General features: G+C 57.6%; 14 protein-coding genes and 1 tRNA gene. 9 read left to right on the plus strand and 6 right to left on the minus strand.

Annotated elements, in window-relative coordinates; translation table 11 throughout:
* A complete protein-coding gene (locus JWS10_RS12960; protein WP_299508042.1) occupies positions 1-870 on the minus strand; it encodes an ABC transporter substrate-binding protein in 870 nt (289 codons plus the stop codon).
* Between the two features lie 320 nt (positions 871-1,190).
* Between JWS10_RS12960 and JWS10_RS12965 the strand changes: the two genes are divergently transcribed.
* Positions 1,191-2,273 carry a LacI family DNA-binding transcriptional regulator gene (locus JWS10_RS12965; RefSeq protein WP_299508044.1) on the plus strand — a complete coding sequence of 361 codons (1,083 nt, stop codon included), beginning with the start codon at positions 1,191-1,193 and terminating at the stop codon, positions 2,271-2,273.
* Here the strand turns inward: JWS10_RS12965 and JWS10_RS12970 are convergent.
* Positions 2,255-3,097, minus strand: a complete 843-nt coding sequence (locus tag JWS10_RS12970) for a PfkB family carbohydrate kinase (protein WP_299508046.1) — start codon at positions 3,095-3,097, stop codon at positions 2,255-2,257. The genes JWS10_RS12965 and JWS10_RS12970 overlap by 19 nt on opposite strands.
* A gap of 207 nt (positions 3,098-3,304) precedes the next feature.
* Here JWS10_RS12970 and JWS10_RS12975 point away from each other — a divergent pair, with 207 nt between their 5' ends.
* On the plus strand, positions 3,305-4,306 hold the full coding sequence (locus tag JWS10_RS12975) for an SIS domain-containing protein (protein WP_299508048.1): 1,002 nt from the start codon (positions 3,305-3,307) through the stop codon (positions 4,304-4,306).
* A 244-nt stretch (positions 4,307-4,550) separates the two neighbouring features.
* Here JWS10_RS12975 and JWS10_RS12980 read toward each other — a convergent pair.
* Positions 4,551-4,635 (minus strand) — tRNA-Leu (locus tag JWS10_RS12980).
* Positions 4,636-4,857: 222 nt separating this feature from the next.
* Between JWS10_RS12980 and JWS10_RS12985 the strand changes: the two genes are divergently transcribed.
* The 5 genes from JWS10_RS12985 to gltB all read left to right on the plus strand — a co-directional run bounded on the left by JWS10_RS12985 (position 4,858) and on the right by gltB (position 13,552).
* The gene (locus JWS10_RS12985) at positions 4,858-5,841 is read left to right on the plus strand and encodes a complex I NDUFA9 subunit family protein (protein ID WP_299508050.1); all 984 of its coding nucleotides are present in this window, start codon (positions 4,858-4,860) and stop codon (positions 5,839-5,841) included.
* A gap of 3 nt (positions 5,842-5,844) precedes the next feature.
* Positions 5,845-6,639, plus strand: a complete 795-nt coding sequence (locus JWS10_RS12990) for an undecaprenyl-diphosphate phosphatase (protein WP_299508053.1) — start codon at positions 5,845-5,847, stop codon at positions 6,637-6,639.
* 205 nt (positions 6,640-6,844) lie between these two features.
* Positions 6,845-8,281 carry an NAD(P)-dependent oxidoreductase gene (locus JWS10_RS12995; RefSeq protein WP_299482625.1) on the plus strand — a complete coding sequence of 479 codons (1,437 nt, stop codon included), beginning with the start codon at positions 6,845-6,847 and terminating at the stop codon, positions 8,279-8,281.
* Between the two features lie 32 nt (positions 8,282-8,313).
* A complete protein-coding gene (locus JWS10_RS13000) occupies positions 8,314-9,027 on the plus strand; it encodes a hypothetical protein (protein WP_299482622.1) in 714 nt (237 codons plus the stop codon).
* Complete coding sequence (gltB, locus tag JWS10_RS13005; protein WP_299508055.1) at positions 9,014-13,552, plus strand: glutamate synthase large subunit; 4,539 nt, start codon at positions 9,014-9,016, stop codon at positions 13,550-13,552. Before JWS10_RS13000 ends, gltB begins: the two co-directional genes overlap by 14 nt.
* Before the next feature lie 57 nt (positions 13,553-13,609).
* Here gltB and JWS10_RS13010 read toward each other — a convergent pair whose 3' ends face one another.
* Positions 13,610-14,098 (minus strand): hypothetical protein, encoded by a 489-nt coding sequence (locus tag JWS10_RS13010; protein ID WP_299479554.1) that lies wholly within the window; start codon positions 14,096-14,098, stop codon positions 13,610-13,612.
* Positions 14,099-14,233: 135 nt separating this feature from the next.
* Between JWS10_RS13010 and JWS10_RS13015 the strand changes: the two genes are divergently transcribed.
* Together JWS10_RS13015 and JWS10_RS13020 are read left to right on the plus strand one after the other, a co-directional pair.
* Entirely contained in the window at positions 14,234-14,530 is a 297-nt protein-coding gene (locus JWS10_RS13015) for a hypothetical protein (RefSeq protein WP_299508057.1), read from the plus strand.
* Between the two features lie 239 nt (positions 14,531-14,769).
* The gene (locus tag JWS10_RS13020) at positions 14,770-15,591 is read left to right on the plus strand and encodes a cobalamin-dependent protein (RefSeq protein WP_299508059.1); all 822 of its coding nucleotides are present in this window, start codon (positions 14,770-14,772) and stop codon (positions 15,589-15,591) included.
* 21 nt (positions 15,592-15,612) lie between these two features.
* On the opposite strand, the gene JWS10_RS13025 is transcribed toward JWS10_RS13020, so the two are convergent.
* Together JWS10_RS13025 and JWS10_RS13030 are read right to left on the minus strand one after the other, a co-directional pair.
* Positions 15,613-16,584: an NAD(P)H-binding protein gene (locus JWS10_RS13025; protein WP_299508061.1), complete on the minus strand. Its 972-nt coding sequence runs from the start codon at positions 16,582-16,584 to the stop codon at positions 15,613-15,615.
* Positions 16,581-16,721, minus strand: a 141-nt coding sequence (locus JWS10_RS13030; protein WP_299508065.1) for a uroporphyrinogen decarboxylase family protein, incomplete at its 5' end; no start/stop codon positions are given. The genes JWS10_RS13025 and JWS10_RS13030, both read right to left, overlap by 4 nt.

Consider the following 16,721-nt stretch of genomic DNA (forward strand, 5'->3'; position numbering starts at 1 on the left):
CTACTTGGTGACGGGGTTTGCCTTGTTGACGAGCAACGCCTTGTCGAGCATACCGGAACCATCGACCCCCCATTTGGCCATCAGCGCCGCGTAGGATCCATCGTCGATCATCGACTGCAGCGCATCCCTTAGTACGGGACCGAGCGGATCGTCGCGAGGGACGCCGATACCATTAAAGACAGCGTTGCTGGTCAACTTCGATACACCGAAACGACCGGTCTGCTTGGCAAGATACTGCAATTTCGCCGAGCCCGCAGCCACCATTTCGACACGAGCGGAAGAAACTGCAAGTTCTGCTGCGTTCTGCGTTGTAAATTGCTGCAGGTCGATCGGAGCTGCTCCGGCCTTTACGCAGGTTTCTTCACTGACTTGGGTCAGGTATTGAAAATCCCAAGCGCCCGTCATCACAGCAATGGAGTGACCGCACAGATCTTTTTCCGTGTTGATTTCGAGCGGCTTTTCCTGAAGGAACGCGTAAGCGGTGCCTTCCTTGCGCTGCGGCACGAAATCCAGAACCTCAAGCCGTTCTTCGGTCACGCCAAACGACGAAAAGCCGGCATCGAAACGCTTGCTGGCCAGCCCGGGGATGATTGCCTCAAAGCTGGTTGGCGTGAACTTGAATTCGACGCCGAGCTTTTCGGACATGGCTTTGGCCATATCGATGCTCCACCCCTTCAGTTCGCCGTTCTCGACAAACTCATCTGGCGGCCAGTCATTGAATGCAGCGATGCTAACGCCGTTCTTCTGGTACTCTGCTGGAACTGCGTCATGCAGTTTTTGATCTACGCCGTCGGCATTGGCAGATGCCGCTGCAGCGATGACGAGAACTGTTCCGGCAAGTAGCCTTGTAGCAAGTGCTTTGATCGTCATGTCATTCACCTTCCTGGTTTTCATTTTCTGCTCCAAGCCGTCCTTGGAAAACAGTTGATTGAATCTATGAGCGGTTTGTGCGAACGTTCTCACAATAGAAGCATTCGTTTTCCACATCCGTCAAGTAGGAAAGTTCGCCAAAGGCAATTCAGCTGCAAAATCTGGAAAAGCCTGTCAAATAAGGGCGTGTCGTTGTATCGGAAAGCGAGGCGACTCCGAAAGTGGTAGGCTCTCTTTTCGGGACAGATCAATTTTTAACACCGAAATATTTATGCATTCGAGGTTCGGGGAACGTTATGGCAGACAAGCGCGCTGACAAAATGACGATTGCCGACGTTGCTCTGCGAGCCGGGGTGAGCACCGCAACGGCCGGCCGTGTGTTGGGCGGATACGGCTATACCAGCAAAGAAAACAAAGAGAAGGTGCGCCTCAGCGCCAAGGCTTTGGGGTACCGCCCCAACGCGCTGGCCCGTAGCTTGATTACCGGGAAGACCAAGACGATTGGCGTCGTTGCGGGCGACATTCAAAGCCCGTTCTATGCCAGCATTCTGCGCGGCATCGCCGATGTCGCCCGGGCGCAAGGCTTTGGCGTCCTGCTCACCAACAGCGACGAGTTGTTGGAGCGCGAACTTGAAGCCGTGCAGCTGCTGCTTGAGAAGCAGATCGACGGCTTGATCATTGCGCCGTGCGACACCTCTGGCTCACGGCATCTGCATGCAGCCGCAGCTTCTGGCTGCCCGATTGTCCAGATTGACCGGCGTGTCAGTGGGTTGCCCGCTGATTCCGTGACGCTCGACAACCGTGGGGCCGCAAGCGAGAGCGTGGCGCAGTTGCTAAAAGCAGGGCATCGCCGGATCGGCATCGTGGCTGAACTGGAGCGCTGGGAATTCGGCGACATAGAAACGTTTATTGATCGCGTCATCGAAGGCTCGATTGATCCCGCCAGCCTGTTTCCCAGCTGGCAGCGCCTTTTCGGCTATCTCGAGGCGCATCGTGCCGCAGCGATCTGCATTGATCGCAGTCTGATCGTTCGGGTCGGGACTTATTCGGTGACGGCAGCTCGGTCAGCCACGATGGAATTGCTGTCACGCGCGAACCGGCCGACAGCGCTGTTCACCGCAGATGGCTTGATGTCAGCCGTGGCTATGGATGCGATCACATCGCTCAACCTACAAATTCCGAGCGATCTTTCGCTGATCTGCTTTGATGACCTCGACTGGATGAGCTTCCTCAAGCCCGGCATTACCGCGATCGCACAGCCACTGACGGAAATGGGGGAGGCTGCCGCTCGCCTTATTCTCGCGCGTATTGGCGGAGAGGACGGCGAAGAGCAGCATCAGGTGTTGAAGCACAGGTTGGCGTTGCGTGGTTCGGTGTCTGTGCCTCAGGACGAAATGGTCTGAAGCTCTGGGACGACGCCCGAAAGTTTAATCGGCGCGCCGTGGCCGACCGCTCCGAAGTAGCGGCACGTTTCGGCGGCTGCGACTGCGGCTGCCGAAAGTAGAGCGTGGGGCGTCTCGCCAGCAATAAGCCCAAATAGCGTTCGTGCGATGAAAGTGTCGCCTGCCCCCAGCGTATCGACCAGTTCTGCGGGTGAGGCCGCAACCTCGAACAGCCCTTCCGCCCCAAGCAAAATCGCGCCCTCACTTCCGCGCGTCACCAGAACCCATCTGGCACCACAGTCACGCAGTTCTGTCGCGATGGCGAGTGCCTCGTCATGCGACAGGTCGCCACCGGATATTGAGGCCAAAAAACATAGCGGGGCGATGGTGCGGCGATGCTCTGGATCGCGGCGAGTCGAAAAATCGTAAGACAGCAATGTCTGAGTCGCTGCCGCCGAAACATGGTCGTCTAAGCCACTAGACTGGCCGATATGAACAGCCGCGAAGTCTTTGAGGAAGGCAATATCGTCGCTGGACGGCGAGAACATCGACACCCCAAGATCGGCCCGCACAAAAACGCGGTCGGCATCGCGGTGGCCGATGATGCAATATGCCGTGGCTCCCTTCAGAATACGCAGTCGCGCTAAATCCACGTTCTCATCATGCAGTGCCTTCTCAATGACGCTGCCAGCTTCGTCTTGTCCAATCGCTCCGATATAGGCAGAAACGCCGCCAAACCGCCGGATGAACACGGAAACATTGAGGCAGTTTCCACCCGGAAACATCGTGCCATTAGAGAGGTAGCAATCAACGACATTATCGCCCATCGCAGCAATTTTGATCATCTGTAGTCTTTCTGATTGACTAATTGTGAGAACGTTCGCACATTGCCGAAAAGCTGTCAACGCAGACGATGACCGGGACAACTGATGAGAGCGGCCGGGGTGAAACACGCCCTCGGCTGGTTGTTCAGCCGTGACCGGATGCGAGAAGTTTGACGGGCAGAATTTCACGCGTAGCGTCGCAGTGGCGCCAAGACCCAAGAGGACATCATGAAAACTGATCTTAATCCAGATATCACTAAAGTGCTTGAGGCGCTCAAAAACAAGCCTGTTCGCCAAGTGTTTCTTGTCGCCTGCGGCGGCTCGCTCTCGATCATGCATCCTGGCAAGTACTTTCTCGACCGCCACTCCAAAACCATCACCTCGGATGTGTACAATGGTGACGAATTCGTCTGCCGCGACCCGATGAAGCTGGATGCCGAATCTATCGTCATCCTATGCTCGCAGACCGGAACCACCCGCGAGACCGTGCGCGCCGCCAATCACGCCAAGCAGAAGGGCGCTACCGTGATTGCGATGACGCTCGATCCAAACTCACCGCTTGGCGAAGCTGCCGATTTCGTGCTGCAGTATCAGGCATCGTACACCACGGGCCTTACCATTGATGCGGCCGACAGCAATTACGGCGTGCTCTATAAGCTACTCGCCGGCTTGGTCAGAATTGCGGATGGTGTCGACGAGATGGCATCGCTGCTGAGTAGCCTCGGCCATCTGCAGCCGGCCATTGATAAGGCGCATATAAAATACGCAGATATGTTCACCACCTTTGCCGAGTGTTTCAAGGATCGTGACGTGATCTACACCACAGCAAGTGGCGCGAATTACGGAGCCGCGTATTCCTTCGCAATTTGTGTGCTGATGGAAATGCAGTGGATCAATTCGCAGGCCATTCATGCCAACGAATTTTTCCATGGACCGTTTGAAGTCGTCGATAAAGATGCCTGCTTCATTTCGATGATCGGCCTGGATGAAACGCGTCGTCTGGAAGAGCGCGCGCGTGACTTCCTTTATCGCTTTGGCGACAAAGATAATATCCTTGTGCTCGACGCCAAGGATCTGGACCTCACCGGTATTGACGCACAATTCCAAGGGTATCTTGTGCCGTTGATTTTCTTCGATGCGCTCTGGAAATTCGCTTACAAACTCGCTGCGCACCGTAACCAGACCATGCTGGAAGCCCGCCGCTACATGAAGAAACTCAGCGACTATTGATTGTTTATCCGGCAGCCCAAAGGCATGTCAGGTAACCCAAGCAGATTCCGGAGCAATGTCGCCGCTTAGGCGGCAACTCACGTCTTAATTTAGAGCCTTGCGGCAATACAGTCGCAAGGCTTCTAGACGCCAGTCCGAACGTGTCGCAATTCCCGCTCCAACGAACCGCAAAAACGGGGGCCGGGGGATAGAAAAACAAGAAACCCCGCAACACATTAATGTTGCGGGGTTTTCTGTAGGACTTTGGTGCCCAGGAGAGGACTCGAACCTCCACGTCTTGCAACACTGGTACCTGAAACCAGCGCGTCTACCAATTCCGCCACCAGGGCAAGTGTCGTGGGGGCGATGTAGCCAAGCCTTCGAGGGGAGTCAACGGGGCGAAACAAAAATCTGTCTGGCCGTTTCAGAAAAACTGGTCAGAAAATCCGGAGAGGGTCTCACCCGACCTCGGTGCGGGACCGAGCCTTACCCTGAGGCGTGAATAGACTTGCCGCTGTGGCTCGGTCAGATTATTCAGACGAGAACGCACAGCACGGCCAAAGGGGTTTCGCATGAGCAAACTTGTCACGATCTACGGCGGATCGGGTTTCGTCGGGCGCTATATCGCACGCCGGATGGCAAAAGAAGGCTGGCGCGTCCGCGTTGCCTGTCGTCGCCCCAACCAAGCGTTGTTCGCCAAAACCTATGGCACCCCCGGCCAAGTTGACCCGGTGTTTTGCAACATCCGAGATGACGCTTCTGTGTTAGCTGTGATGACTGGTTGCGATGCTGTGGTGAATTGCGTTGGTACCTTTGATCGCGGCGGTAAGAACAATTTCTCGGCGGTGCAGTCGCAAGGTGCTGCCCGTATCGCTCGGCTGGCAGCGCAGCAGGGCATCCCGGCGCTTGTGCACATCTCGGCCATCGGTGCCGATGTGAATGGGGCGAGCCTTTATGCTCAATCCAAAGGCGAAGGTGAAGCGGCCATTCTCGCAACCTACCCTAATGCAATGATCTTGCGGCCGTCGGTGATTTTCGGCAATGAAGACGGATTCTTTAACCGCTTCGGGGCGATGGCACGCTTGGGCCCGTTCTTGCCCTTGGTCGGCGCGCAGACCAAGTTCCAACCGGTCTATGTTGATGATGTGGCTCAAGCCGCCGTCAAAGGCATCAAAGGTGAGGCCACGGGCATCTACGAACTCGGCGGTCCTGATGTCGAAACCTTCCGCGCCATCATTGGCAAAATGCTTAGCGTAATCCACCGCCGACGACTGGTGCTGAACCTGCCGTTCGCACTCGCACTGATCCCGGCAACTCTGCTGGATTTCGCAGCTTTCGCCACCGGCGGCATTTTCAGCAACAGCATGATCACCCGCGATCAGATTGCCAGCTTGCGCCGCGACAACATTGTCGCGCCCGGTGCGAAAGGCTTCGCCGATCTCGGGATCACGCCGACCGACTACGCTTCGGTGATCCCCGAATATATGTGGCGCTACCGTCCCTCGGGCCAATACGCGGCCATCAAGGACTCGGCGAAAAACCTGCGCAAGGTCTAAGGCGTGACCTATTTCAGCGACGTCCTGCTTGGGGTGATCGAAGGCATTACCGAGTTTCTGCCGATCTCGAGCACCGGTCATCTGCTGCTGGCCGAGCATTGGCTGGGCGCGCGGTCCGATACCTATAACATCGTCATCCAAGCCGGTGCGATCCTTGCCGTAACGCTGATCTACTGGCGGCGCATCATGGATCTGCTGCTGCATTGGCGCGTCCCTGCCAACCGTGATTACCTAATCAAATTAACCATAGCCTTTCTAATCACCGCCATCCTCGGCCTGATCGTCAAGAAGCTTGGTTTTGCGTTGCCGAGCACAATTCAACCGATCGCTTGGGCGCTGGTGATCGGTGGCATCTGGATGCTCGCCGCCGAGCATTTCGCCGCCAAACTGCCCGACAGCGCCACCATCACCCTGCGCGTAGCCATCGCCGTCGGCCTTGCGCAAGTCATCGCGGGCGTGTTCCCCGGCACCTCGCGCTCTGCCGCAACGATCTTCGTGGCAATGCTGCTTGGCACCTCGAACCGCGCCGCCGCCACCGAGTTTGCGTTCCTGGTCGGCATCCCCACCATGTATGCCGCTAGCGGTTACGAATTGCTCAGCCAATTCCGCCACGGCACAACCGAGGGGGATTGGACGTCACTGTCGATCGCTTTCGTCGTCTCCACCATCACCGCTTTCGTCGCCGTGAAATGGCTGCTCAGCTATATTCGCAGCCACCGTTTTACAGCCTTTGCGATCTACCGTATCATTTTTGGTTGCGTGCTGCTGGCGCTGACTGCCGCTGGCATCATTACCTAGCTCAACCGAATCACGTGGATTTACGATTCCGCTACTTCAAATGCGATGTAGGTACTGATTGCTGACCTATTATTTGCGTGTTCTGTCAGAATTGTTGACCTACCTATCAAAAAACCTAAACATAGGTCAGCTATGCTGACTTTTATTTGAGATCATTCCAAAGTATCAACGCGCGACAGTAAGATTCCACCTAAGGGGCAGATTTATGGCCGGGCAGAAAATGCTGAAGTTCGTCACGCTGAGCAAAGAGACGCCGCCTAAGCGCGACGCTGAACTGCGCAGTCACGATTTCGATGAAATTTATCGCCAATTCGCGGTCGATAAAGCTGCCGAGCAAGCGTCTCGGTGCAGCCAATGCGGTGTACCCTTTTGCCAATCGCATTGCCCTTTGCACAATAATATTCCCGATTGGCTGCGCCTCACCGCGGAAGGCCGCTTGGAAGAAGCCTACGAGCTTTCCCAAGCCACCAACACTTTCCCGGAAATCTGCGGCCGCATTTGCCCACAAGACCGCCTTTGCGAAGGCAACTGCGTTATCGAACAATCCGGCCACGGCACCGTCACCATCGGCTCTATCGAGAGATATCTCACCGACAAAGCGTGGGAAATGGGCTGGGTCAAACCGATCAAAGCCTATACCGAACGCATGGAATCCGTCGGCATCATCGGCGCTGGCCCCGGTGGTTTAGCTGCCGCCGACGTGCTGCGCCGCGCAGGCGTGCAAGTCACGGTATACGACCGCTACGACCGCGCAGGCGGCTTGCTCACCTACGGCATCCCCGGTTTCAAACTCGAAAAACCCGTTGTCATGCAACGCATCGAGCAGCTGGAACTCGGCGGCGTCAGCTTCGTGCTGAACTGCAAAGTCGGCGAAGACCTAACCTTCGACGCCATCCGAGGCCAACACGACGCCATTCTGATCGCCACCGGAGTCTACAAGGCCCGCGACATCGAAGCCCCCGGCGTTGGTGCCAAAGGCGTCGTCCGCGCGCTGGATTACCTGACCGCCTCCAACCGCAAATCGTTTGGCGACGACGTGCCAGAATTTGACTCGGGCGAACTCAACGCCGAGGGCAAACGCGTTGTCGTGATCGGCGGCGGCGATACCGCAATGGACTGCGTCCGCACCGCCATCCGTCAAGGCGCTACGAGCGTTAAATGCCTTTACCGCCGCGACAAAGCCAACATGCCGGGATCGCAGCGCGAAACTCAAAACGCCGAGGAAGAAGGCGTTGAATTCGTCTGGCTCTCCGCCCCGAAAGGCTTCACTGGCGGCACCGCAGTTGAAGGCGTCATGGTGCAGAAAATGCGCCTCGGCTCACCGGATTCCTCTGGCCGCCAAACCCCCGAACTGATCGAAGGTGCCGACTATATCGAGCCCGCCGATCTTGTCGTGCAAGCGCTGGGCTTTGAGCCTGAAGCCATCCAAACCCTCTGGGGCGTCCCCGATCTCGCCGTTACCCGCTGGGGGACCATCAAAGCCGATTTCCGCACACACGCCACCAACCTCCCCGGCGTCTATGCCGCTGGTGACATCGTGCGCGGCGCATCGCTTGTTGTCTGGGCCATCCGCGACGGGCGCGAAGCCGCCGACTCCATCCTCGCCTACCTAGCGCAACCCGCCAGCGTTGCGGCAGAGTGATCGCCAAGATCGCATCCCGAAAGGAACTACTCATGCGGACCGCCCTGCTTTTCCCGTTGTTCTTCGCAGCCACCCCCCTGCTGGCAGGCAGCTTCACCCCGCCCGAGGGCTGCACCACCACCCTGACCGTGCAATCGCGCGGCTGCTACGTCGCGAACTATTACACCTGCGAGAAAGACAAACCCGGCGATAAATGGCGCGCTGATTTCGATCAGGAAGGCATGTTCTACATGTCACTCATCGACAACGAAACGCAGTGGATCGAAAGCTACGACCTGAATCCGATGGTCAAGCAAACCCTTGATCCAAACCCAAAAGACCCGGCCAACTTCTCCAGCCTGCTTGCAACAGGCCGCGATGATTTTGACTTCAGTCTGACCAAAGACAACGGCGAACACACCAACGTCAAAGGCTTCGACAAACTGACCGGCGAAACCACGACAATTGATGGCGTCACCTTGCAGCGCACCCAATTTGAGTATGTCGAAACTGATGATGCGGGCAACGAACTGCGCAAATCGCACGGCCACGAATACATTAGCGCGGAATGGCGCAACTTCTTCTCCGGCCAGTCCGAATGGTGGGATGGCACCCAATGGCTCCCCCTCGAGGGCAGCCCAGTGCAATTCTTCCTCCCCGGCGACAAAGGCTTCGCCGCCACCCAACCGCTGTTCGAATGCGACGCTGTGATGTCGTCCTTCCCTCAAAGCCATAGCCCAAAGGTTCCAAGCCATGACGATCTATAATGAAGAATGGGTCCGTGCCGAGGAAGCCAAACGCGCCTATATGGACGCCAACAGCCTGTATAAATCGGAAGACGAACACTCCTCTTGCGGCGTCGGTCTGGTGGTCGCGATTTCGGGCAAACCCTCTCGCCAAGTCGTCGAAAACGGTATCAACGCGCTGAAAGCGATCTGGCACCGCGGTGCTGTCGATGCTGATGGCAAAACCGGCGATGGCGCGGGCATCCACGTGCAAATTCCAGTGCGTTTTTTCTACGATCAAGTCCGCCGCACCGGCCACGAACCCGATATCCACAAGCTGATCGCCGTCGGCCAAGTTTTCCTGCCCCGCACCGATTTTGGCGCGCAAGAACGCTGCCGCACGATCGTCGAGGCTGAAGTTCTGCGCATGGGCCATTACATCTACGGCTGGCGGCACGTCCCCGTCGATACCTCGGTGCTTGGTGATAAAGCCAACGCCACCCGGCCCGAGATCGAACAGATCCTGATCCGCAACGACAAAGCCATCGACGAAGAACAGTTCGAGCGCGAGCTTTACATCATCCGCCGTCGCATTGAAAAAGCCGCCCTCGCGAGCCAAATCCAAGGCATGTATCTGTGCTCCCTGTCCTGCCGCAGCATCATTTACAAAGGCATGATGCTGGCCGAACAGGTCGCCACCTTCTACCCCGACCTAATGGACGACCGCTTCGAATCCGCCTTCGCGATCTACCATCAGCGCTATTCCACCAACACTTTCCCGCAGTGGTGGCTGGCCCAGCCCTTCCGCATGTTGGCTCACAATGGTGAGATCAACACGCTGAAAGGCAACATCAATTGGATGAAATCGCACGAGATTCGCATGGCATCGAACAACTTTGGCGATGCCGCCGAAGACATCAAGCCGATCATCCCCGCAGGCACTTCCGACTCCGGCGCTTTGGATGCGGTGTTTGAGGCTCTCGTGCGTTCCGGCCGCAATGCCCCCCTCGCCAAGACCATGCTGGTGCCTGAGGCTTGGTCAAAAGCCACCACCGATATGAAGCCCGCTTGGGCCGATATGTATGCCTATTGCAATTCGGTGATTGAGCCTTGGGACGGCCCCGCTGCCTTAGCTATGACCGATGGCCGCTGGGTTTGCGGCGGTCTTGATCGTAACGGCCTGCGTCCGATGCGCTATGTCGTGACCGGGGATGGAATGCTGATCGCCGGCTCCGAAGCCGGTATGGTGCCGATTGACGAATCCACCATCCACGAAAAAGGCGCACTTGGGCCGGGCCAAATGATCGCCGTCGATATGGCCGAGGGTAAGCTTTACCACGACGTTGCCCTCAAAGATAAACTCGCCGCCGCGCAGCCCTATGCCGCTTGGATCGAAAAGATCGTTGACCTCAACGCCTTGCTGCGTGACGTCCCCGAATCCGCGATGTTCGAGGGTGCCGATCTGCGCAAACGCCAGATCGCTGCTGGCTTTACGATTGAAGAACTAGAGCAAGTCCTCGCCCCGATGGCCGAAGATGGCAAAGAAATGATCGCCTCGATGGGCGATGATACCCCTGCCGCCGTGCTGTCCTCGGTCTACCGTCCGCTGTCGCATTTCTTCCGGCAGAACTTCAGCCAAGTCACCAACCCGCCGATTGACAGCTTGCGCGAAGGCCGGGTGATGAGCCTGAAAACTCGTTTCGGCAACCTGCGCAACGTGTTGGACGAAAACAACGCTCAGAACGAGATCCTCGTGCTGGAAAGCCCTTTCCTCGCTAATGCCGAGTTTGACGTGCTGGTGCAGCGTTTCGGCGATCAGGTCGCCTTCATTGACTGCACCTTTCCGGTTAACGGCGGCCCCGATGCCCTGCGCGTCGGCCTTGAACGTATCCGGGCGGAGGCTGAAGACGCCGTGCGTTCCGGCGCGGGCCAGTTGGTGATGACCGATCACCATCAATCGCCCGAAAAAGTCGCGATGCCGATGATCCTTGCCACCTCGGCTGTGCACAGCTGGCTGACCCGCAAAGGTCTGCGCACGTTCTGCTCGGTTAACGTCCGCAGCGCGGAATGTATCGACCCCCACTATTTCGCCGTGCTGATTGGCTCGGGCGCGACCACGGTGAACGCCTACCTCGCGCAAGACAGCATCGCCGACCGTATCCGGCGCAATCTAATCGACGGCAGCCTCGTCGATGCGATGCGCCGATATGGCAACGCCGTCGATGCGGGCCTGCTTAAAATCATGTCCAAAATGGGCATTTCGGTGATTTCCTCTTATCGCGGCGGTCTGAACTTTGAAGCCGTGGGCCTATCCCGTGCGATGGTCGCCGAGTATTTCCCCGGTATGCAAAGCCGCATTTCCGGCATTGGCCTGAACGGTATCCAGATCAAGGCCGAGGAAGTTCACACCAAAGGCTGGCTCGGAGGCGCTGACGTGCTTCCGATTGGCGGCTTCTACAAAGCCCGCCGTTCGGGTGAAAAACACGCTTGGGAAGCGCAGACCATGCACATGCTGCAATCGGCCTGCGATCGCGCCTCGTTTGATCTGTGGAAGCAATACTCCGCCGCGATGCGCTCCAACCCGCCGATCCACATCCGCGACCTGTTGGACATTAAAACCCTCGGCAAGCCGGTTCCGATCGAAGAGGTGGAGAGCATCACCTCCATCCGCAAACGTTTCGTCACACCCGGCATGTCGCTAGGCGCTTTGGGGCCAGAGGCGCATAAGACGCTGAACGTCGCGATGAACCGCATCGGCGCGAAGTCGGACTCTGGTGAGGGCGGCGAAGACCCCGCGCACTTCCTGCCGGAAGCCAATGGCGACAATCCTTCGGCCAAGATCAAACAGGTGGCTTCGGGGCGTTTCGGTGTCACCGCCGAATACCTGAACGCTTGCGAAGAATTGGAAATCAAAGTCGCCCAAGGTGCAAAACCCGGCGAAGGCGGCCAACTGCCCGGCATGAAAGTGACCGAGCTGATCGCCCGGCTGCGCCATTCCACCAAAGGCGTGACCCTGATCAGCCCGCCGCCGCACCACGACATCTATTCCATCGAAGACCTCGCCCAGCTGATCTACGACCTGAAACAGATCAACCCCCGCGCCAAAGTCACGGTGAAACTGGTTTCGGCTTCTGGTGTCGGCACCATCGCCGCAGGCGTCGCCAAGGCAAAAGCCGACATCATCCTGATTTCCGGCCACAACGGCGGCACCGGAGCTTCCCCTGGCACCTCGATCAAATACGCAGGGCTCCCATGGGAAATGGGCCTGACCGAGGCGCATCAGGTTCTCAGCATGAACAACCTGCGCGAACGTGTGACGCTCCGCACCGATGGCGGATTGCGCACGGGCCGCGATGTGGTGATGGCGGCCATGCTCGGGGCCGAGGAATACGGCATCGGCACCGCGGCGCTGATCGCGATGGGCTGCATCATGGTGCGTCAGTGCCAAAGCAACACCTGCCCGGTCGGCGTCTGCACTCAAGACACCGCTCTGCGTGCCAAATTCACCGGCACGGCGGATAAGGTCGTCAACCTGATCACCTTCTATGCGCAGGAAGTCCGCGAAATCCTCGCCCAAATCGGCGCGCGCAGCATGGATGAAATCATCGGTCGCGCCGACTTGCTCAGTCAAGTCAGCCGAGGCTCCGCCCACCTCGACGATCTCGACCTGAATCCCCTACTGATCACCGTAGATGGCGCGCAAAAGATCACCTATGACCGCTCGAAACCCCGCAACCACGTCCCTGATACACTGGACGCCGAAATCGTCAAAGACGGCGCGCGGTTCTTTGAAGACGGCGAGAAAATGCAGCTTTCCTACGCGGTTAGGAATACCCTGCGCACCATTGGCACCCGGGCTTCGTCGCATATCGTCAAGAAATTTGGCATGCGCAACAACCTGCAACCCGATCATCTGACGGTGAAACTGCACGGATCTTGTGGACAGTCCCTCGGCGCTTTCGCAGTCAACGGTCTTAAGCTTGAAGTCCAAGGCGACGCCAACGACTACGTCGGCAAGGGCCTATCCGGCGGCACCATCGTCGTCCGCCCGCAAATGTCCTCGCCACTAAACCCCGAGGATAACACCATCATCGGCAACACAGTGCTATACGGCGCAACCGCAGGCTACCTGTTCGCCTCCGGCCGCGCAGGTGAACGTTTCGCCGTCCGCAACTCCGGCGCGTCGGTGGTTGTCGAAGGCTGCGGCTCCAACGGTTGTGAATACATGACCGGCGGCACAGCCGTTATCCTAGGCCGCATCGGCGCAAACTTCGGCGCTGGCATGACCGGCGGCATGGCTTATGTCTATGATCCCAAAGCCATCGCGGAAGATTTCATTAACGATGAAACCGTGCTTACCTGCGCCGTCGCCCACCCGCACTGGGAGGCTCAACTGCGCCACCTGATCGAGCGCCATGCCAAGGAAACCGGCTCTCGTATTGCCGCCCGTATCCTCGCCGATTGGCGCAACGAGCGGACCAATTTCCTGCAGGTCTGCCCGAAAGAAATGCTACCCCATCTGGCGCATCCGCTATCGGACGAAGTTGCGAAAGTTCCCGCAGAATAACCCGACGCAAAAGGCCCCCAAACTAGGGGGCCTTTCTCAACTTACTTTAGCAGATAATTACTTCAGACGCGTCACAACGCCATCAGCGAACGCATTCACCATCGCGTTGTAATACACTTTGGAATCAGCATCCGCTGCGGTGAAGTCATAGCCCTCTGGCAACAGCGGCTTGGCTGCGTTCACGTCAACCGTCAGGTCATATGCGTCATCGCCAACATGGTTCTTGTCGTCTTGCACCAGTACGTTGCCAGACAAAGTCGTGTCACCCAAACCCAGTTTCTCTTGGAAACCATTGGTAAGCGAAACGTCGTCAATGCGGATCTTGATCACATAGGCCGCTTCATCTTGCGACGGTGCAACTTTGGTCAAAATCGCCGCCTTCAAATCGTCTTGCAGCGTGCCCCAATAGGTAGCTGCTTGAGCGTTACCAATCCCGGCGGTGTCAACAGTGACCTCAACCTCGCGGATCGGTTTCATATCTTGTGCGAGCGCGGGAAATACCAGCGCGGTAGACAGCAAAAAACCTGCGATTGCATTGCGAATCATAATGATCTCCATAGTTTCACCGGGGCGTGGATGTCCAAACCCTATAACGCTACAACCCCTATCGTCGGATTGCGTTCCCTCACCGTGTCAAATTTTTGCTAGGTCCTCAGTCAAGACAGGCAGGGCGCGGGGCAGGTGGATGTTGCGCCCGCGCCGGTGAAGCAGCAAACCGGTAACTCTGACACATTTCAGATGCCAAGCGGGCCGCCTGTGCTGATGCTTAAGGCGCGCCCTGATATCCTGCCCTATGCGCGCTCAAACCTGACGCAATCGCGCGATTTGGCGGTGGCGGCGTCCGAGGGGCGGGGCGCGATGGTGAGCCCAAAAGCACGACTGCCGCTTACTCCGCAAGCGCCAAATTATGAGGTGATTGGTCGTTCTGGCGGACATACCTTGCATTCGCTCCATAGAGTGGAGGTTTGGCAAGGTTAAGGACGTTCGAAGCTTGTGGTGGGCGATTGGGCAGGTCTACCCACCCGCGTCGCTCAACGCTGTTCGCATTTACCGCCTGACAAATTCGCAAGCTAGATTGTGGCATTGAAGTGTCAGAATTTATATACACCAGACTTGCCACAATCTTTAAATTTAATATAGTTAAGTCCTCAACGGCATACGGAGACGGTTGTTCTCTCGGCGGGCCATTGACAATGATGGCTTTGGAGGGGGTCAACATGTCACGCTCTGCTACGTTCGACAGGCACATGCTTGAAACGGCATTCTTAGAGATTGACGTGGTGCAACGGTCTTTGCCGCAAGCCACGCTGAATACGCTCGCGGTTGAGGTTGTTAGCCGCGTTGCAAACAATTTGCGTTTTGAAGTCCAGCCCGATCTGGCACCATGCCCTGACGAAATAGACATGCTTTGCAATGCGTTACTGTCAGATGATCCTCGTGCCGCCGCGACATTCATTGAACAGGCGCAGCTGAAGGGTTCCAGCTATGAAACTTTATGTTTGCTATATCTCAGCGTGGCGGCGCGGCGTCTGGGTGAGTGGTGGGATAACGATGAAGTCACTTTTTACCGGGTGACCGTCGCTGCGGGCCGGATCTATGCAATCTTGCGAATCCTGCGCCGCGAGCGTCCGATTGGCGTGCCTAATCTGTTGCGTGCGGCAACTTTCGCTTCGGTGCCCGGTGAGAATCATACGCTCGGCATCACCATCGCCAGCGATCTTGCGCGCGAACGCGGCTGGGATATTGAGCTGTTTGTCGGGCTAACCCATGATGCTTTGGTCGAAAAGCTAGAGCACCGCCAGCCCGCGTTGATCGGGCTTTCCGCCAGTGGCAAGCGGTCTTTACCGGCGCTGACTCGGCTGATCGTGGCGCTGCGGATCAGCAATCCGGGCGCGCGGATTCTGGTCTGCGGCCAGATTGCAGCTTCAAACCTGACTTTGGTGGGGGTGACGGGCGCAGACGCAGCGGCGCATGATTTCGACAGCGCAATCGCTCAGATGGATCGTCTGCTGCACGTTCCGACCAACCGGCTGATTTAGCCGCGCGACCGCTAAGGCGCCTTAAAAAACCGCATGCGCGCCGCGATCATCCGCAACCTCGCCACACGCAAGCCGCGCGTAATGCTTAAACAGCGTGTCCGAGCCGATGCTTGGCGTTGCATCCGCATCATATCGCCCGGTCGCCGCATTAAAAACCAACATGGACTCCGTCGCATAATAGCGTCCGATCCGCGCCAGTTCCGCCTTGCTTTTCAACTTTGGCGAAATCCGCCCCAAACCGTCCAGCACCGCAATGATGCCGTCCAACACCCCGACAGGCACATGTCGAAACTTTGGCGGCATATCCAACAGCCGGAACAATTCCTCGCCCTGCTGACGCGGGGTGACTGCAGGGCCGGGGCCACCAATCGGCAGGATGCGGTTTTGCAGGGCGGGGTTTTCCAGACAGTCAGCCAGAAAACTGCCGAGATCGTCATCGCTGATCGGCTTGCACGCCGTCAATGCGCCATCGCCAAACAGCAAAAACGGCTTGCCAGCTTTCAAACGATTCACTTGCCCGGACAGCGATTTGAAATAAGCCGTCGGGCGCACGATAGAATAGATCAGCCCCGAGTCGATAAGCGCATGCTCGAAAGCCAGTTTCGCGTGCTGGAATGCCAGCTTTGGTCGCTGCACACAGATCGCTGACAGCAGAACCATCTGTCGCACGCTCAGTCGGCGCCCCGCTGCCAACACATCCAGATGTGTCTTATGGTCAATCGCCCAAGCATCCTGCGGCGCACCCGTGCGCGAGGCGAGACATGAGACGATTGCATCAAAGCTCTCACCGCGAAAGCCGTCGCGCGCCAGCGAAGCGGGGTCAGTCACGTTGCCGAAACGCAAGCTTGCGCGGCAGGGCAGGGGGTTGGTGCCGGGCCGGACCAAACACACCACCTCATGCCCCCGCGCCGACAGGGCCGCCACCGTTGCACGCCCGATGGTGCCCGTGGCACCCAGCACAAAAACCCGCAGGGCAGGGGGTTGCGTGCTCATCCTGCCCTGACCGTTTCCACCATCAGCGCGACATTGTCCGGATTTGCATCCGATGTGATCCCATGGCCGAGATTGAAAATATGGGGCCCGGCCATGAAAGCATCCACCACCCGCCGGGTCGCATCCACCAACGCTTG

Source organism: Cypionkella sp., from assembly GCF_028290025.1.
GTDB lineage: Bacteria > Pseudomonadota > Alphaproteobacteria > Rhodobacterales > Rhodobacteraceae > Cypionkella.

Excerpts from the sequence above, each read along its gene's own strand:
- JWS10_RS12970 (WP_299508046.1), bottom strand. The coding sequence starts at position 3,097 with ATGATCAAAATTGCTGCGATGGGCGATAATGTCGTTGATTGCTACCTC.
- JWS10_RS13000 (WP_299482622.1), top strand. The coding sequence starts at position 8,314 with ATGCGGACCGCCCTGCTTTTCCCGTTGTTCTTCGCAGCCACCCCCCTG.
- JWS10_RS12985 (WP_299508050.1), top strand. The coding sequence starts at position 4,858 with ATGAGCAAACTTGTCACGATCTACGGCGGATCGGGTTTCGTCGGGCGC.
- gltB (WP_299508055.1), top strand. The coding sequence starts at position 9,014 with ATGACGATCTATAATGAAGAATGGGTCCGTGCCGAGGAAGCCAAACGC.
- JWS10_RS12965 (WP_299508044.1), top strand. The coding sequence starts at position 1,191 with ATGACGATTGCCGACGTTGCTCTGCGAGCCGGGGTGAGCACCGCAACG.
- JWS10_RS12995 (WP_299482625.1), top strand. The coding sequence starts at position 6,845 with ATGGCCGGGCAGAAAATGCTGAAGTTCGTCACGCTGAGCAAAGAGACG.
- JWS10_RS13025 (WP_299508061.1), bottom strand. The coding sequence starts at position 16,584 with ATGAGCACGCAACCCCCTGCCCTGCGGGTTTTTGTGCTGGGTGCCACG.
- JWS10_RS13020 (WP_299508059.1), top strand. The coding sequence starts at position 14,770 with ATGTCACGCTCTGCTACGTTCGACAGGCACATGCTTGAAACGGCATTC.
- JWS10_RS12960 (WP_299508042.1), bottom strand. The coding sequence starts at position 870 with ATGACGATCAAAGCACTTGCTACAAGGCTACTTGCCGGAACAGTTCTC.
- JWS10_RS13010 (WP_299479554.1), bottom strand. The coding sequence starts at position 14,098 with ATGATTCGCAATGCAATCGCAGGTTTTTTGCTGTCTACCGCGCTGGTA.
- JWS10_RS12975 (WP_299508048.1), top strand. The coding sequence starts at position 3,305 with ATGAAAACTGATCTTAATCCAGATATCACTAAAGTGCTTGAGGCGCTC.